20 protein-coding genes are annotated in these 22,648 nt (G+C 71.6%); 12 read left to right on the forward strand and 8 right to left on the reverse strand.

The genetic code is table 11. The features are described from left to right. Positions 1–35: 35 nt before the first annotated feature. Positions 36–1,247 (reverse strand): cytochrome P450, encoded by a 1,212-nt coding sequence (locus tag KCH87_RS29180; RefSeq protein ID WP_210589269.1) that lies wholly within the window; start codon positions 1,245–1,247, stop codon positions 36–38. A gap of 227 nt (positions 1,248–1,474) precedes the next feature. Here KCH87_RS29180 and KCH87_RS29185 point away from each other — a divergent pair, with 227 nt between their 5' ends. The 10 genes from KCH87_RS29185 to KCH87_RS29230 all read left to right on the forward strand — a co-directional run bounded on the left by KCH87_RS29185 (position 1,475) and on the right by KCH87_RS29230 (position 11,880). After that, positions 1,475–2,701, forward strand: a complete 1,227-nt coding sequence (locus tag KCH87_RS29185) for a macrolide family glycosyltransferase (RefSeq protein ID WP_210589270.1) — start codon at positions 1,475–1,477, stop codon at positions 2,699–2,701. A 173-nt stretch (positions 2,702–2,874) separates the two neighbouring features. Further along, the gene (locus KCH87_RS29190; protein WP_210589271.1) at positions 2,875–4,134 is read left to right on the forward strand and encodes a cytochrome P450; all 1,260 of its coding nucleotides are present in this window, start codon (positions 2,875–2,877) and stop codon (positions 4,132–4,134) included. Between the two features lie 47 nt (positions 4,135–4,181). Further along, positions 4,182–4,628, forward strand: coding sequence for an FdtA/QdtA family cupin domain-containing protein (locus KCH87_RS29195; protein ID WP_210589272.1), 447 nt, complete (start codon positions 4,182–4,184; stop codon positions 4,626–4,628). Then, positions 4,625–5,797, forward strand: a complete 1,173-nt coding sequence (locus KCH87_RS29200) for a DegT/DnrJ/EryC1/StrS family aminotransferase (RefSeq protein WP_308298940.1) — start codon at positions 4,625–4,627, stop codon at positions 5,795–5,797. Before KCH87_RS29195 ends, KCH87_RS29200 begins: the two co-directional genes overlap by 4 nt. A 17-nt stretch (positions 5,798–5,814) precedes the next feature. Then, positions 5,815–6,696: a glucose-1-phosphate thymidylyltransferase RfbA gene (gene rfbA / locus KCH87_RS29205; RefSeq protein WP_210589344.1), complete on the forward strand. Its 882-nt coding sequence runs from the start codon at positions 5,815–5,817 to the stop codon at positions 6,694–6,696. A 43-nt stretch (positions 6,697–6,739) separates the two neighbouring features. Next, positions 6,740–7,750, forward strand: a complete 1,011-nt coding sequence (gene rfbB, locus KCH87_RS29210; RefSeq protein ID WP_210589345.1) for a dTDP-glucose 4,6-dehydratase — start codon at positions 6,740–6,742, stop codon at positions 7,748–7,750. Beyond that, entirely contained in the window at positions 7,737–8,687 is a 951-nt protein-coding gene (locus tag KCH87_RS29215; RefSeq protein WP_210589273.1) for a dTDP-4-dehydrorhamnose 3,5-epimerase family protein, read from the forward strand. Before rfbB ends, KCH87_RS29215 begins: the two co-directional genes overlap by 14 nt. Beyond that, positions 8,684–9,460 (forward strand): alpha/beta fold hydrolase, encoded by a 777-nt coding sequence (locus KCH87_RS29220; RefSeq protein ID WP_308298941.1) that lies wholly within the window; start codon positions 8,684–8,686, stop codon positions 9,458–9,460. Before KCH87_RS29215 ends, KCH87_RS29220 begins: the two co-directional genes overlap by 4 nt. A gap of 1 nt (position 9,461) precedes the next feature. Then, entirely contained in the window at positions 9,462–10,886 is a 1,425-nt protein-coding gene (locus tag KCH87_RS29225) for an NDP-hexose 2,3-dehydratase family protein (protein WP_210589274.1), read from the forward strand. A gap of 4 nt (positions 10,887–10,890) precedes the next feature. Further along, positions 10,891–11,880, forward strand: coding sequence for a Gfo/Idh/MocA family protein (locus KCH87_RS29230; protein ID WP_210589275.1), 990 nt, complete (start codon positions 10,891–10,893; stop codon positions 11,878–11,880). On the opposite strand, the gene abc-f is transcribed toward KCH87_RS29230, so the two are convergent. Both abc-f and KCH87_RS29240 read right to left on the reverse strand, forming a co-directional pair. Next, positions 11,870–13,528 (reverse strand): ribosomal protection-like ABC-F family protein, encoded by a 1,659-nt coding sequence (abc-f, locus tag KCH87_RS29235; RefSeq protein WP_210589276.1) that lies wholly within the window; start codon positions 13,526–13,528, stop codon positions 11,870–11,872. The genes KCH87_RS29230 and abc-f overlap by 11 nt on opposite strands. A 115-nt stretch (positions 13,529–13,643) precedes the next feature. After that, the gene (locus KCH87_RS29240) at positions 13,644–14,678 is read right to left on the reverse strand and encodes a 3-oxoacyl-ACP synthase III family protein (RefSeq protein WP_210589277.1); all 1,035 of its coding nucleotides are present in this window, start codon (positions 14,676–14,678) and stop codon (positions 13,644–13,646) included. A 235-nt stretch (positions 14,679–14,913) separates the two neighbouring features. Here KCH87_RS29240 and KCH87_RS29245 point away from each other — a divergent pair, with 235 nt between their 5' ends. Then, positions 14,914–15,456, forward strand: coding sequence for a class I SAM-dependent methyltransferase (locus KCH87_RS29245; RefSeq protein ID WP_210589278.1), 543 nt, complete (start codon positions 14,914–14,916; stop codon positions 15,454–15,456). A gap of 73 nt (positions 15,457–15,529) precedes the next feature. Here the strand turns inward: KCH87_RS29245 and KCH87_RS29250 are convergent, their stop codons facing one another. After that, on the reverse strand, positions 15,530–16,414 hold the full coding sequence (locus KCH87_RS29250; RefSeq protein ID WP_210589279.1) for a hypothetical protein: 885 nt from the start codon (positions 16,412–16,414) through the stop codon (positions 15,530–15,532). Between the two features lie 261 nt (positions 16,415–16,675). On the opposite strand from KCH87_RS29250, the gene KCH87_RS29255 reads away from it, so the two are divergent. Further along, positions 16,676–18,070: an MFS transporter gene (locus KCH87_RS29255; RefSeq protein WP_210589280.1), complete on the forward strand. Its 1,395-nt coding sequence runs from the start codon at positions 16,676–16,678 to the stop codon at positions 18,068–18,070. Between the two features lie 19 nt (positions 18,071–18,089). Here KCH87_RS29255 and ahcY read toward each other — a convergent pair whose 3' ends face one another. The 4 genes from ahcY to metK are packed head-to-tail and all read right to left on the reverse strand — an operon-like array spanning position 18,090 to position 22,615. After that, positions 18,090–19,487 (reverse strand): adenosylhomocysteinase, encoded by a 1,398-nt coding sequence (gene ahcY / locus KCH87_RS29260; RefSeq protein ID WP_210589281.1) that lies wholly within the window; start codon positions 19,485–19,487, stop codon positions 18,090–18,092. Then, complete coding sequence (gene metF, locus KCH87_RS29265) at positions 19,477–20,334, reverse strand: methylenetetrahydrofolate reductase [NAD(P)H] (RefSeq protein WP_210589282.1); 858 nt, start codon at positions 20,332–20,334, stop codon at positions 19,477–19,479. Before metF ends, ahcY begins: the two co-directional genes overlap by 11 nt. Before the next feature lie 55 nt (positions 20,335–20,389). Further along, entirely contained in the window at positions 20,390–21,376 is a 987-nt protein-coding gene (locus tag KCH87_RS29270) for a carbohydrate kinase family protein (protein WP_210589283.1), read from the reverse strand. Positions 21,377–21,406: 30 nt separating this feature from the next. Beyond that, positions 21,407–22,615 (reverse strand): methionine adenosyltransferase, encoded by a 1,209-nt coding sequence (gene metK, locus KCH87_RS29275; protein ID WP_210589284.1) that lies wholly within the window; start codon positions 22,613–22,615, stop codon positions 21,407–21,409. Between the last annotated feature and the right edge of the window lie 33 nt (positions 22,616–22,648).

The following is a 22,648-nucleotide window of genomic DNA, read 5'->3' on the forward strand; positions in this document are numbered from 1 at the left end:
TAGCGAGCCAGATGTACGGGAGTTCCGTGGGCGGTTCACCAGGTGACGGGCAGGGTGACCAGGGAGCGGACGAGCATCTCGCGGTGCCAGGTGAGTTCGTCGGCGGGCACGGCGAGGCGCAGGCCGGGCAGCCGGCCGGTCAGGGCTTCGAGGGCGGTCTGGAGTTCGGCGCGGGCCAGCGGGGCGCCGGGGCAGTAGTGCGGGCCCTGGCCGAAGGCGATGTGCGGATTGGTCTCGCGGTCGAGGAGCACGTCGGTGGCGTCGGTGAAGACGTCCTCGTCGCGGTTGGCGGAGGCGAGGGAGTAGACGACGGCCTCGCCGGCCCGGACGGTGACGCCGCCGATCTTCACGTCCTCGGTGGCGACCCGGCTGGGGCCGACGCTGGACCAGAGCGGGACGACCCGCAGGAGTTCCTCGACGGCGCGGGGCACGAGCTCGGGGTGGGCGCAGAGCCGTTCGTAGCGGGTCCGGTCCTCCAGCAGGACCAGGACGTGGGAGGCGAGTTGGCCGGCGGTGGTCTCGTGGCCGCCGATGAGCATGCCGCCGGTGAGCATGAGGAGTTCGTTCTCGCTGAGCTGCTCGCCCTCGTCGTGGGCCTCGATGAGGGCGCTGAGGAGGTCGTCCTCGGGCCTGGCACGCCGCTGGGCGACGTATCCGCGCAGGTAGTCGGCGTACTCCTCGGCGGCCTTGCCGACCTGTTCCTCGGTGTACCGGCTGGCGGACATCAGGGCCTCGGTGAAGGTCCGGAAGATGTGCCGGTCGGCGTGCGGGATGCCGAGCATCTCGCAGATGACGGCGGTGGGCAGCGGCAGGGCGAGCTTCTCGACCAGGTCGGCGGGGCCGCCGCCGGCGACCAGGTCGTCGACGAGTGAGTGGGTGATCTCGGCGATGCGGGGGCGCAGCGCGGCGACGCGACGGGCGGTGAAGGCGCGGGACACGAGGCGGCGCAGCCGGGCGTGGTCGGCGGCGGGCATGCCCATGAGGCCGACGGAGTCGAGGGCGCGGGCGGCGGCGCGGGGGACGTCCCGGTCGGCGGCGGCGTGCATGCTGAGCCGGGGGTCGGTGGTGGCCTTCTTGATGTCCGCGTGCCTGGTCAGCAGCCAGGCCTCACCGCCGTAGGGCATCGCCACGCGCACCACCGGCTCGGTGGCGCGGAGTTCGGCGTAGGCCGGATCGAGTCCGAGGTCGACGCGGTCGCCGAAGGGGTACGTGCGGACGGATCCGGCGACGGCATGAGGGCAGGTCATGACTGAAATCTCCTCTGTACGCGGACCCCTGACACCAAATCAGCGGCGCGGCCGTGTCACCGCACCTCGGTTTTTGATTGTGTCAAGTCGCAGGGAATTTCGGAGGGGATTCGAGTCGCAATAGAGCGGAATGCGAGCTGCATTCCACGGCCGGTTGAGCCTGTCCGGGGAGGGTTTTCCTGCACCGTATCCAGCCGTTTCCATTTTGCTTTCGAAAGGCTGACTCGATGGCGCATATCGCCTTCTTCATCCTTCCCGCGGCCGGTCATGTGAATCCGACGCTGTCCGTGGCGCGGGAGCTCGTCGCACGTGGTCACCGGGTCAGCTACGCCCTGTCCGAGAACTATGGCGAGCGGGTCCTGGCGACCGGCGCGGAGTTCGTGCCGTACCCGATGGACCAGGACCGCTTCCTGGCCACGATGGTGCCGCAGCAGGACTCGGCCGAGTACACGGACCAGCAGGAGTTCGTCAACATGATGAAGTGGATGCTGGAGCTGACCCGGCAGACGCTTCCGGATTTCGAGAAGCATTTCGGCGACGATCCCGCCGACCGTCCCGATGTGTTCGTGTGTGATCCGTCGTCGTTCTGGAGCGGGCACATCCTGGCGGCCAAGTGGGGCATCCCGGTGATCCGCAGTACGCCCACGTACGTGGCGAACGAGCACTGGTCGCTGCACCCGCCGGTCGACACGGCGGAGGAGCAGCAGGAGGATCCGCAGACGGCCGAACTGTTCGGTGCGGTCGCCGGGTTGCTGGCCGAGCACGACGTGGACAAGGGCATCGGTGAGTTCGCCGACGAGGTGCACTCGGGGCCGGCGCTGGTCTATCTGCCGCGTGCCTTCCAGTACGCGGGCGAGACCTTCGGCGAGGAGGTCAGCTTCGTCGGTCCGTGCACGAGCGCGAACTCCTTCCACGGCGAGTGGGAGGCTCCCGGGACCGGCCGGCCGCTGATCCTGATCAGTCTCGGCACGCTCTACAGCAAGCAGCCGGCGTTCTTCCGCGCCTGTGTCGAGGCGTTCACGGACGTCGAGTGGGACGTCGTGATCACGCATGCGGGCGGGGTGGCCGAGGGCGAACTGGGCGAGGTTCCCCCGCACATCCAGGTGCATGACTTCGCGCCGCAGGGCGCGGTGCTCAAGCACGCGACCGTGATGATCAACCACGGTGGTACGAGCACCGTGCTCCAGGCCGTCTCCGAGGGTGTGCCGGTGATCTCGGTGCCGCAGATGGCGGAGCTGCACGCGACCGCCACGCGGGTGGAGCAGCTGGGCGTGGGCGCCAAGATCCTGCGCGACGACGTCACCCCCGAGCTCGTCCGCAGCACCGCGCTGGCGCTCGCGGACGACGAGGACGTCCGTGCCGCCGTGGCCCGGCTGCGCGGGGAGATCGAGTCCGCGGGCGGTCCCCCGGCCGCGGCCGACGCGATCGAGGCGCTGCTAAGCGCTCCGCTGTAGGTCCGGTGCGTCGACCGCGGGTCCGTCGTGGCTGGTCGCGCAGTTCCCCGCGCCCCTTCGGGGCGCTGCCGAACCGCATCCGACTTCGCCGGACCTCCCGATCCGCGGGACACCCCCGGCCCCCCTCAATCCCTCTCCAGACTTCTGCCGAACTTCAGCCGAGGAAGCCGAATATGACGACACAGACCGCGGAGGTCACGGACGCCGTGGCCCCGGACGAGACTGAGCCGGCCGAGGCTCCGCACCCGCTGGCGCAGCCCGAGGGTGCGGGCGCCCGGCAGCTGCTGGAGTGGTTCGCCCGGGCCCGCGCCGAGGCGCCGGTGTTCTGGGACGCGACGCGTTTCGCCTGGCAGGTCTTCCGTTACGACGACTACAACACCGTCTCCACCAACCCGCAGATCTTCTCCTCGGACTTCTCGCCCGTCTTCCCGGTGCCCGAGGAGCTGAAGCTGCTGATGGGTCCGGGCACGTTCGGCGGGATCGACCCGCCCAAGCACGGCCCGCTGCGCAAGCTGGTCAGCCAGGCCTTCACCCCGCGCCGGATGGCCGCGCTGGAGCCGCGGATCGCGGAGGTCACCCGTGAGCTGCTGGCCGGCCTGGGCGGGCGGACCGAGATCGACGTGGTCTCGGAACTGGCGTACCCGCTGCCGGTGACGGTGATCGCCGAGCTGCTCGGGGTGCCCGCGAGCGACCAGGACAAGTTCCGCGAGTGGGTCGACGTCATCCTCAACAACGAGGGGATGGAGTACCCGAACCTGCCGGACGACTTCGCCGAGACGATGGGCCCGGCCATCAAGGAGTGGGCCGCGTACCTGTACGCGAAGATCGCCGAGAAGCGGGCGGAGCCGTCCGAGGACCTGATGAGCGGGCTGATCGAGTCCGAGGTCGACGGCCGGCGGCTGACCGACGAGGAGATCGTCAACATCGTGGCGCTGCTGCTGACGGCGGGTCACATCTCCAGCGCGACCCTGCTGAGCAATCTGTTCATCGTGCTGGACGAGCACCCCGAGGCGCAGGCCGCGCTGCGCGCGGACCGTTCGCTGATCCCGGGCGCGATCGAGGAGACGCTGCGCTACCGCAGCCCGTTCAACAACATCTTCCGGCTGCTGAAGGAGGACACCGACATCCTCGGTGTGCCGATGAAGGCCGGTCAGATGGTGGTGGCGTGGAGCCAGTCGGCCAACCGTGACGCCGCGCAGTTCCCGGACCCGGACACGTTCGACGTCCGCCGTACGGCGAACAGGCACATGGCGTTCGGCCATGGCATCCACCACTGCCTCGGCTCCTTCCTGGCCCGAATGGAGGCGAAGGTCTTCCTCGACCTCGCCTTCGACGAGTTCGCCTCCTTCACGGTCCATCACGACCGGGCGGAGTTCTACGAGGCGGACCAGCTGACCGCCCGTCACCTTCCCGCCTCCGTCGTGCGCGGCTGAGCGGCGCCTGACACGGCACCGGCCGGGCAACCAGGGAGCGCGATCGCATGACAGTGGGCACCATCACAGAAGCGAAGGTGGGCAGGGTCAAGCCCTGTGCCCTCATCGACCTGGAGCAGCACAACGACGAGCGGGGCAGCCTGTCCGTCGTCGAGTCCGAGTGGACGGCCGGTTTCCCGATCCGGCGGGTGTACTACCTGCACGACCTGGACACCGGCTCGTCCCGGGGCGGGCATGCGCACCGGGCGCTGGAACAGCTCATGATCGCCGTCCACGGCAGTTTCACGATCACCGTGGACGACGGGTTCGGCCGGGCCGAGTACCGGCTCGACGGGGCCGGCCAGGGTCTGTACATCGGCCCGATGGTGTGGCGGAACCTCAGCGACTTCTCGGAGGGCGCGGTCTCTCTGGTCCTGGCGTCGCTGCACTACGACGAGGCGGACTACTACCGCGAGTACGACGAGTTCCTGCGGGACGCGCGGAGGCAGCTGTGACGGCGCCCGTCCTCGCGCCCGTGCGGCGGGTCCCCTTCCACGACCTGCGCGACCTGCACGCCCTGGACGGTGTGCAGGCGCAGATCGACGCCGCGGTGCTGCGGGTGGCGCGCTCCGGGCGCTATCTGCTCGGGCCCGAACTGGCCGCCTTCGAGGCGGAGTTCGCCCGGTACTGCGAGAACGAGCACTGCGTGGGGGTGGGCAGCGGTCTGGCCGCCCTGGAGCTGACGCTGCGGGCACTCGGGGTGGGCGCGGGCGACGAGGTGATCGTCCCCGGGCACACCTTCGTGGCGACCTGGCTCGCGGTGTCCGCGACCGGGGCCCGTCCGGTGCCGGTGGAACCGGAGGCGGACTCGTACCTGATCGATCCTGCACGGGTCGAGGCCGCCCTCACCCCGCGGACCAGGGCGATCATGCCCGTGCACCCCTACGGGCATCCGGTGGACCTCGACGCCGTCGAGGCCGTGGCCGCGGCCCGGGGCATCCCGGTGGTGGAGGACGCGGCGCAGGCGCACGGGGCCCGCTACCGGGGCCGGCGCATCGGTTCCGGGTATGTGGCGGCGTTCAGCTTCTACCCGGGCAAGAACCTGGGGGCGTTGGGCGACGGCGGCGCCGTCGTCACCTCCGACGCCCGGCTGGCGGAGCGGATACGGCTGCTGCGCAACTACGGCTCGCGGGTGAAGTACCGGCACGAGGAGCGCGGCACCAACTCCCGTCTGGACGAGCTCCAGGCGGCCGCGCTACGGGTGAAGCTGCCGTATCTGGACGCCTGGAACGCCCGCCGCGACGAGGTCGCGGCCCGCTACACCGAGGCCCTGACGGGGCTGCCGGGGGTCACTGCGCCGCCGGTGCGGTCCTGGGCCGAGCCGGTGTGGCACCAGTACGTGCTGCGCACGGCGCACCGTGAGCGGCTGGGTGACGCGCTCGCCGCGGCCGGGGTGGAGACCCTGGTCCACTACCCGGTCGCCGTGCACCGGTCCCCCGCCTACGCGGACGAGCCCGTCGGTGCGCTGCCGCTGAGCGAGCGGCTGGCCGCCGAGGTGCTGAGTCTGCCCATGGGGCCCCAACTGAGCGCACAGGACGTGGAGTCGGTCGTCGCGGCGGTCCATGACGCCGTACGGACAAGCCAGGAGCGGAAACCAGGAGAAGAGCCGGGAGATCAGTCATGAGTGAGGATGCACGGCCGATGAAGGGCATCATCCTGGCCGGCGGCAGCGGCACCCGGCTGCGCCCGCTGACCGGGGTCGTGTCCAAGCAGCTGCTGCCGGTCTACGACAAGCCGATGATCTACTACCCGCTGTCGGTGCTGATGCTGGCCGGCATCCGGGACATCCAGATCATCTCGACGAAGACCCATCTGGACATGTTCCGGGCGCTGCTCGGCGACGGCTCGCAGTTCGGGCTCCGGCTGGACTACGCCGCCCAGGACGAGCCGCGCGGTATCGCGGAGGCCTTCCTCATCGGCGAGGAGCACATCGGGGACAGCCCGGTGGCACTGATCCTGGGCGACAACGTCTTCCACGGTCCGGGCTTCTCCTCCCTGATCGCAAGCTGCGTCGCCCGTCTGGACGGCTGCGAGCTGTTCGGCTATCCGGTCAAGGACCCCCAGCGGTACGGGGTCGGCGAGGTGGACGCCGCCGGCCGGCTGGTCTCCCTGGTGGAGAAGCCGGCCATGCCGCGCTCCAACCTGGCCGTCACCGGCCTGTACCTCTACGACAACGACGTGGTCGACATCGCCCGCCGGCTGACGCCGTCCACGCGCGGCGAGCTGGAGATCACCGACGTCAACCTCGCCTATCTGGCGCAGGGCCGGGCCCGGCTGAGCGAGCTGGGCCGCGGGTTCGCCTGGCTGGACATGGGCACGCACGACTCGCTGCTCCAGGCGAGCCAGTACGTGCAGCTGCTGGAGCAGCGCCAGGGCGAACGGATCGCCTGCCTGGAGGAGATCGCCCTGCGGATGGGGTTCATCACGCACCAGCAGTGCCTCGCGCTCGGCAGCGAGCTGGGCAGTTCGGGCTACGGCGACTACGTGCGCGAGCTCGCCGGTCGCGCCGTACCGGCAGCCTGACCCCGTAACCCCTCGTCCCTCCCTCAGGAAAGGCCTCTTGGAGATGCGTGTCCTCGTGACCGGCGGTGCGGGCTTCATCGGCTCGCACTTCGTCAGAGAGCTGCTGTCCGGCGCCTATCCGGACCTCGACGGGGCCCAGGTGGTGGTGCTGGACGCCCTCACCTACGCCGGGAACCGCGCCAATCTGGATCCGGTCCGCGACCACGGGCGGCTTCGGTTCGTGCACGGGGACATCTGCGATCCGCTGCTGACCGGACAGGTGATGGCCGGCACCGACCTGGTGGTGCACTTCGCGGCCGAGTCGCACGTGGACCGCTCGATCGCCGACGCCTCGGCGTTCGTACGCACGAACGTGCTGGGCACGCAGACCCTGCTCCAGGCGGCGGCCCTGGCGGGCACCGGGCGCTTCGTGCATGTGTCGACGGACGAGGTGTACGGGTCGATCGAGCACGGTTCGTGGCCCGAGGACCACCCCCTGCTGCCCAACTCCCCCTACGCCGCCTCCAAGGCGGCGTCCGACCTGATGGCGCTGGCCTTCCACCGCACGCACGGCCTGGAGGTGTGTGTGACCCGGTGCTCCAACAACTACGGGCCGTACCAGTTCCCGGAGAAGGCGATCCCGCTGTTCACCACGAACCTCGTGGACGGGCTCGACGTACCGCTGTACGGGGACGGCCTCAACAGCCGGGACTGGCTGCACGTGGACGACCACTGCCGGGGCATCGCCCTGGTCGCCGCCAAGGGCCGGGCCGGCGAGATCTACAACATCGGCGGCGGCACCGAGCTGACCAACCTCGAACTCACCGACCGGCTCCTGGACTTGTGCGGCCGGGACCGGTCGGCGGTGCGCCGGGTCGCGGACCGGGCCGCGCACGACCGCCGCTACTCGGTGGACATCACGAAGATCTCCACCGAACTGGGGTACGCGCCGCGGATCCCCTTCGAGCGTGGGCTGGCCGAGACGGTGGCCTGGTACCGCCAGAACCGGCCCTGGTGGGAGCCGCTCAAGGAGCGCACCGCACGGCAGGCGGCGGGTGACCGTGCGCGTCGATGAGACCGGGATACCCGGCACCTACCGGCTCGTCCCCGAGAAGATCTCCGACGAGCGCGGCCACTTCTACGAGGCCGCGAAGTACAGCGAGCTGACCGGTGCGACCGGGTTGCCGTTCACGGTCCGCCAGGTCAACAACTCCGTCTCGCGGCGCGGTGTCCTGCGGGGCGTGCACTGCAACGACGTGCCCGGCGACGCGAGCAAGCTGGTCACCTGCGTACGCGGCGCGATCCTCGATGTGATGGTCGACCTGCGGGTGGGCTCGCCGACCTTCGGCGCCCATGAGGCGACCCGGCTTCAGGCCGGTGACGGGGTCGCCCTGTACATGCCCGGCAGCATCGGCCACGCCTTCCTCGCCCTGGAGGAGGGCACCTGCGTGAACTACCTGCTCTCCACCGAGTACGTGCCCGGGGCGATGGTCGACCTCGACGCGCTCGACCCGGCGCTGGATCTGCCGTGGGCCCTGGACGGCCCGCCGGTGCGCTCGGCCAAGGACGCCGCCGCCCCCACACTCGCCGAGGCCATGGCCTCCGGCCGACTCCCCCACTACACACCGCCCACCGCGCTGGATCTGCCACGGCCCCCGGACGGCCCGCCCGTGCGCCCGGCCAAGGACGCCGCCGCCCCCACACTCGCCGAGGCCATGGCCACCGGCCGACTCCCCCACTACACACCGCCCACGGCGCTGGATCTGCCGCGGCCCCCGAACGGCCCGCCCATGCGCCCGGCCAAGGACGCCGCCGCCCCCACACTCGCCGAGGCCATGGCCACCGGCCGACTCCCCCACTACACACCGCCCACGGCGCTGGATCTGCCGCGAACCCTGGACGGCCCGCCCATGCACTCGGCCAAGGACGCCGCCGCCCCCACGCTCGCCGAGGTCACGGCCTCCGGCCGGCTGCTCCGCTACCCGCCGTCCCGAGGAGCTGAATCGTCGTGACCCCGCCGACCCCGACCCAGGCACCGGCCGCCACGTCCGGTGTGTGGCTGCGCCGCTACCGGCCCGCCGAGGCCGCGACCGTACGGCTGGTGTGCTTTCCGCACGCCGGCGGCTCGGCCAGCGCCTTCCACCCGCTCGCCGACACGCTCGCTCCCGCCGGGATCGAGGTGCTGTCCGTGCAGTATCCGGGCCGCCAGGACCGGCGGCTCGAGCCGTTCATCCACACCGTCGAGGAGCTGGTCGAGGCGCTGCTGCCGGAGCTGGAGCGGTGGACCGGCGAGCCCTTCGCCCTGTTCGGCCACAGCCTGGGCGCCACGCTCGCCTACGAGACCGCCCGCCGGCTGGCCGCCTCGGGGCACGATCCGCTCCATGTGTTCCTCTCCGGGCGCCGGGCCCCGGGCGTGCCCCGGCACGACACCCCTCCCCTGCTGGACGACCGGACGCTGATCGAACGGATCACCCGGCTCCAGGGCACCGACCCGGTCGTGTTCCAGGACGAGGAACTGCTGCGCATGGTGCTGCCCGCGATCCGCAACGACTACGCGATGGCGAGCGCCTATCGCCATCTCCCGGTCCCTGTGCTGCGGGTCCCGGTGACCGTGCTGACCGGCGACAGCGATCCGAACGTGTCCGTCGAGCACGCGCGGCGCTGGTCGGAGGTGGCCGGCGGCCCGTTCGCCCTACAGGTGCTGCCCGGCGGCCATTTCTACCTCAATGACCGCACGGATTCCGTCGGCCACATCATCGCGGAGGCGCTGGATCATGCTCGTTGACATGCTCGTTGACACCCCGGCGCGGACCGCGGACCGTGCTCAGACCGCGCGGCGCCTGCTGGCCTCGGCACGGGTGACGGACGGTCCGGACATGCCGGTGGACCGGGTGCCGGGCTGGCTGGCCGAACACGCCCGCCGTGGGCGGTTCGAGGTCACCCCCATCCCCTTCGAGGGGCTGCGGGGCTGGTACTTCGACCAGGGCAACGGCAATCTGCGGCACGATTCGGGCCGGTTCTTCGCGGTGGAGGGCCTGCACGTGCTCGCCGACGGGCTCCCGGCCCGCGGCTGGAAGCAGCCGATCATCGTGCAGCCGGAGGTGGGCCTGCTGGGCATCGTCGCCCGGGAGATCGACGGGGTCCTCCACTTCCTGATGCAGGCCAAGATGGAGCCGGGCAACATCAACATGCTCCAGCTCTCCCCGACGGTGCAGGCCACCCGCAGCAACTTCACGGGTGTGCACAACGGCCGCGGAATCCCGTTCCTCGACCTGTTCATGGAGCGCGGCCGGGCCAGGGTGCTGGTGGACGTGCTCCAGTCCGAGCAGGCCGACTGGTTCCTCGCCAAGCGCAACCGCAACATGATCGTGGAGATCGACGAGGACCTTCGGCCCGGCCCGGACTTCTGCTGGCTGACCTTCGGTCAGATCCTGCGGCTGCTGCGGCTGGACAACGTGGTCAACATGGACGCCCGCTCCATCCTCGCCTGTCTGCCGACGGCGGGCGCCGTGGCCGGCGATCCCGGGGACCCGGTGCTGCGTTCCTTCCACGACCCGGCGGCACCGGCCCTCGGCACCATGGCGGAGATCCACAGCTGGCTGACCGGGGTCCGGGCGCTGCGCGAGCTGGTCCAGTGCCGGGTGCCGCTGGGGGAAGTCGCCGAGGACGGCTGGGTGTTCGGCGACCGGGAGATCGGGCACGACAGCGGCCGCCGCTTCAAGGTCATCGGCGCCGACATCTCGGCGAGCAACCGTGAGGTCGCCGCCTGGAGCCAGCCGCTGATCCAGCCGCAGGTGCCGGGGCTGATGGCGCTGCTCGTCAAGCGCATCAACGGCACCCTGCACGCCCTGGTCCAGGCACGGGTCGACGTGGGCCACCTCAACGTGGCCGAGCTGGCGCCGACCGTGCACTGCCGTCCCGCCGACCACACGGGCCCGGGCACCGAGCCCTATCCACCGTTCCTCGCCGATGTGCTGGGAACGCCCGACGGCTTGATCCACTACGACGCCGTACAGTCGGAGGAGGGCGGCCGCTTCTACCACGCGGTGAACCGGTACACGATCGTCGAGGCCCCCGACGGCTTCGACGAGGACGTGCCCGAGGACTACGCGTGGCTGACGTTCGCCCAGCTCACCGAGTTGCTGGCGCACAGCCACTACCTCAATGTCGAGCTGCGCACGCTCGTGGTGTGCGCGCACACCCTGTACTGAAGCCATGTCCGTGACCCCCGCTCCCCTGCGCCTGGGCCTGCTCGGCTGCGGCGACATCGCCGCCCGCCGCACGCTGCCGGCGCTGCACCGCACTCCCGGCCTCGAACTGGCCGCGGTGGCCGCCCGGGATTCGCGGCGGGCCGCGTCGTTCGCCGACCGGTTCGGAGGCGTGGCGCTGTCGTCGTACGAGGAACTGCTGGCCGGTGACGAGACCGAGGCCGTCTATCTGTGTCTGCCGACGATGCTGCACGCCGAGTGGGCCGAACGGGCCCTGCGGGCGGGCAAGCACGTGCTGGTGGAGAAACCGCTGGCGACCTGCGGCCCGGACGCGGAGAAACTGTTCGCGCTGGCCGCCGAGCGCGGCCTGGTGCTGCTGGAGAACTTCATGTTCCTGCACCACGGCACCCAGCAGAGGGTGAGCGAGCTGCTGGCGGCGGGCACCCTCGGCGAACTCCGCGCGGTCTCGGCCGCGTTCACCATCCCGCCCCGGCCCGAGGGCGACACCCGCCACGACCCGGCCCTGGGCGGCGGTGCGCTCCTCGACAACGGCGTCTACCCACTGCGGGCGGCCCTGCGGCTGCTCGGCGGCAACCTCACGGTCGCCGGAGCCGTCCTGCGGCACAGCGAGCGGTACGGCGTCGACATCGGCGGTGCGGTCCTGCTCGCCGGGCCCGACGGGGCCACCGCGCAGGTGCGGTTCGGGATGGAGCACCACTACCGCTCCTGGTACGAGGTCCAGGGCAGCGCCGGCACCCTCGCCGTCGACCACGTCTACACGACGGCGCCCGACGTCTCCCCCGTCCTGAGGCTCACCGTCGGCATGGACCACACCGAGATCCCCGTCCCCGCCGAGGACCACTTCGAGGCCGTCCTGCGGTTCTTCGCCACCGCCGTGCGCGACCGTGACCGGGTGGAACCCCGACTGCGGCTCCTGGACGAGGAGTCACGACAGCAGGCTGGGCTGCTGGACGCGATCCGGCTCGTCAGCCGGTGACGGCGGCGCCCTCGTTCAGTTCGAGATGGGAGCCGTGGAAGGCGCGGCGCATACGGCGGTCGTGCGTGACCACGACGACCGCGCCCGGGTAGTCGGCGAGGGCCGCTTCGAGTTCCTCGACCAGCAGCGGGGAGAGGTGGTTGGTGGGCTCGTCGAGCAGCAGCAGGTCCACCGGCCGGGTCACCAGCCGGGCCAGGTCGATACGGCGGCGCTGGCCCACCGACAGGGAGCCGACGGGCAGGTTCAGCTCCGCCTCGCGGAACAGGCCGAGGGACAGCAGCTCGTCGGTGTACTCGTCGGGGTGGCCGAGCCGGCCCTCGGCGAACTCGGCCAGCACCGAGCGCCGGGGCTGCTTGGGCATCTCGTCCTGGCGCAGCCAGCCGGTGTGGGCGGCCCGCCGTACGGTGCCGGCGTCGGGTTCGAGGTCGCCGGCGAGCACGCGCAGCAGGGTGGACTTGCCCGCGCCGTTCGGCCCGGTGATCAGCAGCCGTTCGCCGGGGGCGACGGCCAGCCGGTCCAGACGCAGCCGGCCGGTCACCTCCAGGCCCCGTACCTCGGCGAGCGCCTCTTCCTGGCCGTCGGCGCCGTCCGCCTGGGTGAGGGAGACGGTGAACCGCAGCGGGTCGGGGGGCCTGGGCACCGGGTTCTCCTGGAGCCTGCGCAGCCGTTCGTTGGCGTTGCGGGCCTTGCCCGAGGTGGCGGTCGAGGAGGAGCGGGCCCGGTGGTGCTCGGAGCCGCTGAAGGCCCACGGTCCCTTCTTGGCGATCATCGCCAGCATGCGGCCGGCGTTGGCGGCGAGGGTCTCCTGGCGGGCGATCTCGGCGAGATGGTCCTGGTACTCCCGCTCCCAGCGGGCCCGGGCGGCCGCCTTGGCGGTCAGATAGCCCTGGTAGCCGTCGCCGTAGCGGTTGACGGTCCGCCGGTCCGGGTCGACTTCGAGGATCGCGGAGGTCACGGCCTCCAGGAAGGCCCGGTCGTGGGTGATGACCACCACGGTGCCGCGGTGCTCGCGCAGCCGCTTCTCCAGCCAGTCGACGGCCTGGTCGTCGAGGTCGTTGGTGGGCTCGTCGAGCAGCAGCAGCTCGGGGGCGGCGGCGAGGGTCGCGGCCAGGGCGAGCCTGCGGCGTTCGCCGCCGGAGAGGGTGTCGACGGGCCGCTCACGGTCGAGTCCGGGCAGTCCGAGCCCGTGCAGGGCGGCGTCGGCGCGGGCGTCGGCCTCGTAGCCGTCGCGATGCTCGAACTCCGCGAGCAGGTCGCCGTATGCGTCCAGGAGCTGCGGGTTGTCGTCGACGAGGGCGTCCTCGGCGGCGTGCAGCCGCCGCTCCAGGTCCCGCAGATCGGCGAACGCCCCGTCCAGTACGTCCCGTACGGTGGCGTCGGCGGGCAGTTCGAGGCGTTGCGGGAGGTGGCCGATGCCGCCCGGGGCGGTGACGGTCACATCGCCGTTGTCGGCCTTCTCGGCGCCGGCGATGATCCGCAGCAGGGTGGACTTGCCCGATCCGTTGTCCCCGATGACGCCGGCCTTCTCGCCCGGCCCGACGGTGAGGGACACCCGGTCCAGGACGACATGGTCGTCGTAGCGCTTGGTGACCTCCTCCAGCGTGAGCTGGGAGTGCGCCCTGGACGCGGTGGGTGAGGCAATTCGCATAGACATCCCTCTGGTCGAGCGTGCGGGACCCGCGGCGGACAGTCCTGCTGACGACCATAGGCCGGACCCGCTCAAGACTCGCTGGAGAACCGGTCGAGACGTACCTGACCTCTCGTCACCAGCGCAGCAGCGTCAGACCCGTGGTCATGCCGCCGCCGAAGCCCGCGAGGAGGACCAGGTCGCCCGTTTCGAGGCGGTCGCGGGCCGCGGCGAGGGTGATGGGGACGGAGGCGGCGCCGGTGTTGCCGTAGCGGTCCAGGGTGCGGTGGACGGTGGCGTGCGGCAGGTTCAGCTCCGGCAGCAGGGCGTCGATCATACGGCCGTTGGCCTGGTGGGGGACGAAGTGGCGGATCTCCGTGGAGGCGACGCCGGCGTCGGTCAGGAACCGCTGCACCGCGCCCGGCAGTTGGTCCCGGACGAAGGTCTTCACCCCGTGGCCGTCCATGGTGAAGTAGTGCAGCCCGTCCAGGAGGGTCTCCTTGGAGGCGGGCATACGGCTGCCGCCCGCCGGGACCTTGATCAGGTCCTGGTGCTCGCCGTGACTGGCCAGCCGGGTGGCGAGCACGCCCCGGTCCCCGGTGACCGGGCCGACGACGACCGCTCCGGCGCCGTCGCCGAACAGGGAGACGGTGCGCCGGTCGGTCGGGTCGATGATCCGGGAGTAGATGTCCACGCCCACCACCAGGGCGTGTCCGCCCCGCGGCACCATGCGGCGGGCGGCCTCCAGCGCGTAGACGAAGCCGCTGCACACCGCGTTGAGGTCGAAGGCCGCCGCGTGCCGCGCCCCGATCCGGTCCTGAAGCAGACAGGCCGTCGGCGGCTGCGGGAAGTCCGGGGTGGAGGTGGCCACGACTATCAGGGAGAGCTGGTCGGCGGCCAGGCCGGCGTCGCGCAGCGCGGCGCGGGCGGCCCGTTCCGCGAGGTCGGAGGCGGCCTGGTCCGGGTGCGCGTACCGCCGGGCGAGGATCCCGGTCCTGGACTCGATCCACTCCGGGGTCACCCCGGCCGCGGCGGCGGCCTCCGTGTTGTCGACCACCCGGTCCGGCACGTATGCGCCGCAGCCCAGGATTCCGTCCGCGACGGCCGTGGGGCCGCCGTCGGCCCAGGAGGCGAGGGCGCATCCGCACCGGCAGTCGTCTCGGTGAGTCATCTCTTCTCTCCTCGATCGGACGGAGGACGTGCAGCGGGCAGGCCCGCCGATTTCCCGATCGGCACAATAAGAATTGAGCCACCGGCCCTCGCCCGAATTCAACTCCCGACGGCCCCTGGATCCCCCCTGCCCGGCTTCTCGGTGCCCCCAGAATTTCTTTTAGGGGTTGGTGGCCGAAGGGCCCCTCCATAGCGTGGAAAACCGGTTATGACTCGGGGGTGGGAAAGGGGACAAGGTGATCGGGCAGTCCGTCGGAGAATGCCGTGAGGACAGCGGAGTTCAGCGTATTCGGGACCGGGTCGAGCAGTCGCTGGTCGACTGGGTCGGCGCACAGGGAATTCGGCCGCAGGCCGTTCTCGACGTCGGCGGTGGCACCGGGACGCTGCTGCGGCGCGTCGGTCTCCGCTTCCCGGACGCCGGGCTGACCGGCGTGGACGTCTCCCCGCACGGGCCCGCCGAGCGGCTGCCGTTCGAGGACGAGACGTTCGACCTGGTCGTCTCGACGGTCTGCTGCCACCACCGGCGCAGCCCCGACAAGGGCCTCGCCGAGATCGGGCGGGTGCTCAGGCCGGGGGGCCGCTTCTGTATCGCCGAGCACTATGCGGCCGGCTGGCTGCGTCCGTTCTTCGCGGTGCCCGGCAACAGCGACCGGGGGCACACCCGCGAGGAGTTGACCCGCAGGTACGGCGCGGCCGGTCTGAAGGTGGACCGCTGGCAGCTGCTCGACCGGCTGGCGGGCCTGCCGTTCAGCCATGGGATCGGCGCCGTCAAGCCCTGATCCTCTCGCCGAGGGCCGGCCGACCAGGCGCAAGCGCGTGGGGGTGAGGCGGTGAGGGTGCTTGCCCCTCGGGTCAGGCGACGGTTGTCGGGAGGAGCCGTTCGCACAGGGGGACCGCGCCGCAGTCTGCCGCCAGGCCCCACGCCCGGTGCAGTACCGCCTCGGAGGTGGAGTCGTCGCCCAGGGCCCGGAGTGCGTCCGCCATGTCGGCCAGGGCCCGGGCGTGTTCGGGGCGGTCCCCGGCGGCGCGTAGTTCCGCGGCGGCCAGGGCGAGTGTGGCGGGCCGTCCGGCGGGGGCCTCGACGGCGGCGCGCAGGCGCAGGGCGATGCCGCGGGGGCGGGGGCCGAGGGTGGCCTCGGTGAGCTGTGCGTCGATCAGTTCCGCGGCCCGGTCGGGCCGGCCGAGGTGCAGCAGTGCCTGGGCCGCGTCGGTCCGCCAGGGCATCTCCGTGAAGAGACCGCCCTTCTGAAGCGCTGCCAGCTCCCCGACATGCAGGGCGTCGGCGAGGGCCTCCTGCGGGCACCGTACGGCCAGGAAGTGACGGCTGCGGGCTCTCAGGTACGGCAGGACGTCCTCGGTGAGCGGGAGCGGCCCGGGGACGGCGCGCCGCAGCCGGCGGTCCGCCTCGTCGTGATGGCCCAGCTCCGTCAGCGCCTCCACCAGGGCCGCCACGGGCCACAGCCTCAGGGGGGTGTCGCGGTCGGCGGCCTGTACGGCGGTCGCGGCCTCCCGTTCCGCCGCGGCCAGATCGCCCAGGCACAGCAGTGCCTCCGCACGCAGCGCGCCGAACGCGGCCTGCCAGCGGCGGGCCCCGGTGGCGGCGGCCCGGGTCCGCAGCCGGGCGCAGCGCTCGGCCGTCCGCTGCGGATGTCCGGTCAGCAGGAGCCTCAGCGCGGTCCGCAGCCGGGACTCGAACGGATCCGTCGGGCACGGCGGGGTGAGCACGTGACGGGGCATGGTCGCCAGTGAACCCGCCTGCGCGGGGCCCGGTCATGTCTCTGTGGCGCGACTCCAGCGGCTCTGTGGCCGGTCTGGATTTCCGGGGGGAGCGGCACGCAGGGCGGGCCGGCCGAGACCGCGGCTGCCGATCCCACCGCGGGGAGAAGCACTTCGACGCCGCTGTGGCGTTCCTCGAGTGATGCTTCACCGGTTCTCCGGTGGCGCTTGGGACGGTGACCGGCAGTCGCCCCTCGTCCGTCCGTCGTCAGGAGGCCGTCCATGACCGCGCAGGTGTCGGAGCAGTCGCCGGTACGAGCCGCGCCCCGGCCTCGTGTCCGCAGCCGGGCGCGCGGCGCCGCCGCGCTCGCGGTGATCGCCGGGTGCAACGCGATGATCCAGCTCGACGACCCGATCGTGAACATCGCGCTGCCCGGCATGCGCGAGGGACTCGGGCTGTCCGCCGTGGGCGCGTCGTGGGTGATCAACGCCTATCTGCTCACGTTCGGCGGCCTGCTGCTGCTCGGCGGCCGGGCCGGGGACATCCTGGGCCGCCGCAAGGTGTTCATGACGGGTGTCGCCCTGTTCACGGCGGCCGCGGCCCTGCGCGGAGCCGCGCAGTCCGGCGAGTTCCTGGTGGCCGTACGAGCGGTGCAGGGCGCCGGCGCGGCGCTCGCGGCACCCAGCGGGCTCGCCCTGCTGCTGAGCACGTTCGCGGAAGGGGCCTCCCGCAAGCGGGCGATCGCCCTGTGCACCACGGTCGGCGCCGTCAGCACCGCGAGCGGGCTGCTGCTCGCGGGGGCGCTCACCTCGCTCAGCTCCTGGCGCTGGGTCCTGTACCTCGACGTACCACTCGGCCTGGCCATCGTGCTGCTCGCGCCGTTCGTCCTCGACGAGACCGCCCGCCACCGCGGCCGCTTCGACCTGACCGGCGCGCTGCTGTCCGCGCTGGGCGCCGCCTGCCTCGTGTACGGGCTGGCGCAGGCCGCCGAGCGCCCGTTGAGCGACCCGGTGGTCGTCGGCTGTGTGCTCGGCGGGGTCGTACTGCTCGCGGTGTTCGCGGCCGTCGAGCGGCGCGCGCAGCAGCCGATCGTGGTGCCGCGGCTGTTCGCCGACCGTGACCGGCTGCTCGCCTACCTGGGCACGCTCGCGGTGCCCGGCGCGCTGATCGGCACGTACTTCTTCCTCAACCAGTACTTCCAGAACCAGCACGGCTGGTCGGCGCTCAGCACGGCCTGGGCCCTGCTGCCGCTGCCGGTCACCATGGCCGTCATGGCGGTGGCCGCGGTGCGGCTCGAACGGCGCATCGGCGCCCGCCGGTTGTGGGCCGCCGGTGCCGCCCTGCTGGTGACGGGCAATCTGTGGCTGTCGACGCTCTCGGCGGGCGACGGCTATGCGGGCACGGTGTTGCCGGCGCTGGTGCTGCTCGGCGGGGGCATGGCCTTCTGTGTGCTGCCGCCGACCGTGCTGGCCACGTCGGGACTGCGCGGCGACGAGGCGGGCGCGGCCGCCAGCATGCTCAACTCCCTTCAGTCGGTGGGCGGTTCGATCGGCCTGGCCGCTCTCGTCACCGTCTCCTCGCACAGCGGCGGAATGACGGGCGGTTTCGCCACCGGGGCGGCCTTCGCGGGCTGCGCGCTACTGGCGGCACTCTTCCTGCGACACCGCTCGGAGTGACGGCCGGGCCTGCGCGCCCTCAGTAGCGGTAGTGGTCCGGCTTGTACGGCCCCCCGACCTCGACGCCGATGTAGGACGCCTGCTCGGGGCGCAGCGTCGTCAGCTTCACGCCGAGTGCGTTCAGGTGGAGCCGGGCGACCTTCTCGTCCAGGTGCTTGGGCAGGGTGTGGACACCGACCGGGTACGCGTCGGGCTTGGTGAACAGCTCGATCTGGGCCAGGGTCTGGTCCGCGAAGGAGTTGGACATCACGAAGGACGGGTGGCCGGTGGCGTTGCCCAGGTTCATCAGACGGCCCTCGGAGAGGACGATGAGCACCTTGCCGTCGGGGAACGTCCAGGTGTGAACCTGCGGCTTGACCTCGTCCTTCACGATCCCCGGCACGGCCGCCAGGCCCGCCATGTCGATCTCGTTGTCGAAGTGACCGATGTTCCCGATGATCGCCTGGTGCTTCATCCTGGCCATGTCGCCGGCCATGATGATGTCCTTGTTGCCGGTCGTGGTGACGAAGATGTCGGCCGTCTCGACGACCTCGTCCAGCGTGGTGACCTGGTAGCCGTCCATCGCCGCCTGGAGCGCGCAGATCGGGTCGATCTCGGTGACGATCACGCGGGCGCCCTGTCCGCGCAGGGACTCCGCGCAGCCCTTGCCCACGTCGCCGTAGCCGAACACGACCGCGGTCTTGCCGCCGATCAGGACATCGGTGGCGCGGTTGATGCCGTCGATCAGGGAGTGCCGGCAGCCGTACTTGTTGTCGAACTTCGACTTGGTCACCGCGTCGTTCACATTGACCGCGGGGAACAGCAGTGTGCCCGCACGCTGCATCTCGTACAGCCGGTGGACGCCGGTCGTGGTCTCCTCGGTCACCCCGCGGATCCCGTCGGCGAGGGCGGTCCAGTCGATGCCGCTCGACCTCAACAGGTCCTGCACGACGGCGAGTTCCTCGTTGCCGGCGGGCGGGAGCTCGCCGGACTTGAGGTACTCGACGCCCTGGTGGACGAGGACGGTGGCGTCACCGCCGTCGTCCAGGATCATGTTCGGGCCCGCATGGCCCGGCCAGGTCAGGGCCTGCTCGGTGCACCACCAGTACTCCTTGAGCGTCTCGCCCTTCCACGCGAAGACGGGGATGCCGGCGGCGGCGATCGCGGCGGCCGCGTGGTCCTGGGTGGAGAAGATGTTGCAGGACACCCAGCGGACCTCGGCGCCCAGCGCGACGAGGGTCTCGATGAGAACGGCCGTCTGCACGGTCATGTGCAGGGAGCCGGTGATCCGGGCCCCGGCCAGCGGCTGCGCCTCGGCGTACTCCGCACGGATCGCCATCAGGCCGGGCATCTCGTGCTCGGCCAGGGTGATCTCCTTGCGGCCGAACCCGGCCAGGGACAGGTCCGCGACCTTGTAGTCCGTGAACTCAAGCGACATGGAGGCTCCTGGAGGTCTGGAGGTTGCGATGGATGTCGAGCGCGGCGGTGGATCTGTTGAGCGTGATGTAGTGCAGCCCGGGCGCCCCTTCGGCGAGCAGCCGGCCGGCCATGGCGGTGGCGTGGTCGACACCGATCCGGTGCCCGGCGGCGGGATCGTCGCGAGCCATCTCCAGGCGGTGGGCGAGGTCTTCGGGGAAGGCCGCGCGGGACAGTTCGGCGAAGCGGCGGATCTGGCGTACGTCGGTGGCGGGCATGATCTCCGGGATGATCGGTGTGTCGCAGCCCGCCGCGGCCACCCGGTCACGCAGCCGCAGATAGTCCTCCACGTGGAAGAACATCTGGGTGATGGCGTAGTCGGCGCCCGCCCGGCACTTGGCGACGAAGTGCCGGATGTCGCTGTCCCAGTCCGGTGAGCGCGGGTGCCGCTCGGGGAAGGCGGCCACCGCGATGGTGAAGTCGCCCAGGGACCGCACCAGTTCGACCAGCTCGCGGGCGTGTGTGAAGCCGTCCGGGTGGGGTGTCCAGGGGCCGCCCGGGTCGCCGGGCGGATCGCCCCGCAGGGCCAGGACGTCCCGGATGCCCGCGTCCGCGTACTGGCCGACGATGTGGCGCAGTTCGGCCGCCGAGTGGCCGACGGCGGTGAGATGGGCGACGGGCCGCAGCGTGGTCTCGGCGGCGATGCGGCGGGTGACGGCGATGGTCCGGTCGCGGGAGGAGCCGCCCGCGCCGTAGGTGACGGACACGAAGTCGGGGCGCAGCGACTCCACCCGGCGGATCGTGTCCCACAGGGCACGCTCGCCCTTCTCGGTCTTCGGGGGGAAGAACTCGAAGGAGAAGGTCGTCATGCTGGACGTCCCTGCTGGACGTCGTCCCCGCAGGGCGTCCGCCCGGGTCCGCCGGTCACGCCAACTCCATGAGCACGGGGGCGAGTTGCCCGGCCGTCTCGGCGCCGTACGCCTGTTCCGCCGTATGCAGCAGGCGCTGCGGGTCGATGCGGTACGTCTGTGAGCCGACCGTCGCGAGCGCCTGTGCGGCGACCACGCAGCCGAGACGGGCGGCGGCTTCGAGGGCGAGTCCGCGGCCGAGGCCGGCCAGGAAGCCGGCCCGGAAGGCGTCGCCGACGCCGGTCGGGTCGGCCACGGGGACGTCGGGGACGGCCGGTACGGTCAGCGTCGGCTCGCCCTCGCGGTCGATGCGTACACCGGCGCCGCCGAGCGTGGTGACCCAGGCGCCGACGCGGGTGAGGATCTCGGTGGGCTCCCAGCCGGTGCGTTCGCGCAGCAGCGCGGCCTCGTACTCGTTGGTGAACAGCCAGCGCGCGCCGTCGACCAGGTCCCGCACCTCGTCCGACTCCAGCCGGGCGAGCTGCTGGGAGGGGTCGGCGGCGAAGGCCAGGCCCAGTTCACGGCACTCGGCGGTGTGGCGGAGCATCGCCGCCGGGTCGTTGGGGCAGACGAGGACCAGGTCGGGGCGGGGGGCCTGAAGAGTGTCCAGCTGCCACAGGTCGATGTCCCGGGCGTCCTGCATGGCGCCCGCGTAGAAGGCCGCGATCTGGTTGGCGTCCTGGTCGGTGATGCACAGGAAGCGGGCGGTCTGCCGCTCGCCGGAGACCAGGACCGCCCCGGTGTCGACCCCGTGCTCCTTCAGCCAGGTCTCGTACTCGGCGAAGTCGCTGCCCACGGCGCCGACGAGCAGCGGCGCGAGGCCGAGACCGCCGAGGCCGTAGGCGATGTTGGCCGCGACTCCGCCCCGGCGCACCTCAAGGGCGTCGACGAGGAAGGAGAGCGACACATGGGCGAGCTGGTCGGGGATCAGCTGATCCGCGAACCGGCCGGGGAAGACCATCAGGTGGTCGGTGGCGATGGAACCGGTGACAGCGATGCGCACGTCGGGTTCTCCTCGAAAGGCGCGGGCCGTTCAGTGGCCGGCGGCGTCCTTGAGCCGCTGGGCGCGGTCGGTCCGCTCCCAGGTGAAGTCGGGCAGCTCGCGGCCGAAGTGGCCGTACGCCGCGGTCTGGGCGTAGATCGGGCGGAGCAGGTCGAGGTCGCGGATGATGGCGGCCGGGCGCAGGTCGAAGACCTGGGCGACGGCGTCCTCGATGCGGTTCTGCGGGACCCGGCCGGTGCCGAAGGTCTCCACGAACACGCTGACCGGTTCGGCCTTGCCGATGGCGTAGGCGACCTGGACCTCGCAGCGCTCGGCGAGCCCGGCGGCGACGACGTTCTTGGCGACCCAGCGCATCGCGTACGCGGCCGAACGGTCCACCTTGGACGGGTCCTTGCCGGAGAAGGCGCCGCCGCCGTGGCGGGCCATGCCGCCGTACGTGTCGATGATGATCTTGCGGCCGGTGAGGCCGGCGTCGCCCATCGGGCCGCCGATCTCGAAACGGCCGGTCGGGTTGACCAGCAGGCGGAAGTCCGCGGTGTCCAGCTTGATGCCCTCGTCGTCCAGTCCGGCCAGCACGTGTCCGACGACATGGCGGCGGATGTCGGGAGCGAGGAGGGAGTCCAGGTCGATGCCGCTCGCGTGCTGGGAGGAGACGACGACCGTGTCGAGGCGGACCGGGCGGTTGCCCTGGTACTCGATGGTGACCTGGGTCTTGCCGTCCGGGCGCAGGTAGGGGACGGTGCCGTTCTTGCGGACCTCGGTCAGGCGGCGGGACAGCCGGTGGGCGAGGTCGATGGGCAGGGGCATCAGGGACGGCGTCTCGTCGGTGGCGTAGCCGAACATCAGGCCCTGGTCGCCGGCGCCCTGGCGGTCCAGTTCGTCGTCGGCGCCGTCGATCCGCGACTCGTACGCCGTGTCGACGCCCTGCGCGATGTCCGGCGACTGGGCGCCGATGGACACCGACACTCCGCAGGACGCGCCGTCGAAGCCCTTGGCGGAGGAGTCGTAGCCGATGGACAGGACCGTGTCGCGGACGATCTGGGCTATCGGTGCGTACGCCGTGGTGGTGACCTCGCCGGCGATGTGGACCTGGCCGGTGGTGATCAGCGTCTCGACGGCGACCCGGGAGTTCGGGTCCTCGCGCAGCAGCGCGTCCAGGACGGCGTCGCTGATCTGGTCGGCGATCTTGTCGGGATGGCCCTCGGTCACTGACTCCGAGGTGAACAGACGACGGGACATGTCTCTCCGTAACTTGTCGGGCGGCCCGCGGCG

It is taken from the genome of Streptomyces sp. GESEQ-35 (assembly GCF_017948485.1).
In the GTDB taxonomy this organism is placed as follows: domain Bacteria; phylum Actinomycetota; class Actinomycetes; order Streptomycetales; family Streptomycetaceae; genus Streptomyces.

Excerpts from the sequence above, each read along its gene's own strand:
- rfbA (WP_210589344.1), top strand. The coding sequence starts at position 5,815 with ATGAAGGGCATCATCCTGGCCGGCGGCAGCGGCACCCGGCTGCGCCCG.
- KCH87_RS29240 (WP_210589277.1), bottom strand. The coding sequence starts at position 14,678 with ATGACTCACCGAGACGACTGCCGGTGCGGATGCGCCCTCGCCTCCTGG.
- rfbB (WP_210589345.1), top strand. The coding sequence starts at position 6,740 with ATGCGTGTCCTCGTGACCGGCGGTGCGGGCTTCATCGGCTCGCACTTC.
- metF (WP_210589282.1), bottom strand. The coding sequence starts at position 20,334 with ATGACGACCTTCTCCTTCGAGTTCTTCCCCCCGAAGACCGAGAAGGGC.
- KCH87_RS29250 (WP_210589279.1), bottom strand. The coding sequence starts at position 16,414 with ATGCCCCGTCACGTGCTCACCCCGCCGTGCCCGACGGATCCGTTCGAG.
- KCH87_RS29190 (WP_210589271.1), top strand. The coding sequence starts at position 2,875 with ATGACGACACAGACCGCGGAGGTCACGGACGCCGTGGCCCCGGACGAG.
- ahcY (WP_210589281.1), bottom strand. The coding sequence starts at position 19,487 with ATGTCGCTTGAGTTCACGGACTACAAGGTCGCGGACCTGTCCCTGGCC.
- abc-f (WP_210589276.1), bottom strand. The coding sequence starts at position 13,528 with ATGCGAATTGCCTCACCCACCGCGTCCAGGGCGCACTCCCAGCTCACG.
- KCH87_RS29180 (WP_210589269.1), bottom strand. The coding sequence starts at position 1,247 with ATGACCTGCCCTCATGCCGTCGCCGGATCCGTCCGCACGTACCCCTTC.
- KCH87_RS29195 (WP_210589272.1), top strand. The coding sequence starts at position 4,182 with ATGACAGTGGGCACCATCACAGAAGCGAAGGTGGGCAGGGTCAAGCCC.
- metK (WP_210589284.1), bottom strand. The coding sequence starts at position 22,615 with ATGTCCCGTCGTCTGTTCACCTCGGAGTCAGTGACCGAGGGCCATCCC.
- KCH87_RS29255 (WP_210589280.1), top strand. The coding sequence starts at position 16,676 with ATGACCGCGCAGGTGTCGGAGCAGTCGCCGGTACGAGCCGCGCCCCGG.
- KCH87_RS29185 (WP_210589270.1), top strand. The coding sequence starts at position 1,475 with ATGGCGCATATCGCCTTCTTCATCCTTCCCGCGGCCGGTCATGTGAAT.
- KCH87_RS29230 (WP_210589275.1), top strand. The coding sequence starts at position 10,891 with ATGTCCGTGACCCCCGCTCCCCTGCGCCTGGGCCTGCTCGGCTGCGGC.
- KCH87_RS29225 (WP_210589274.1), top strand. The coding sequence starts at position 9,462 with ATGCTCGTTGACACCCCGGCGCGGACCGCGGACCGTGCTCAGACCGCG.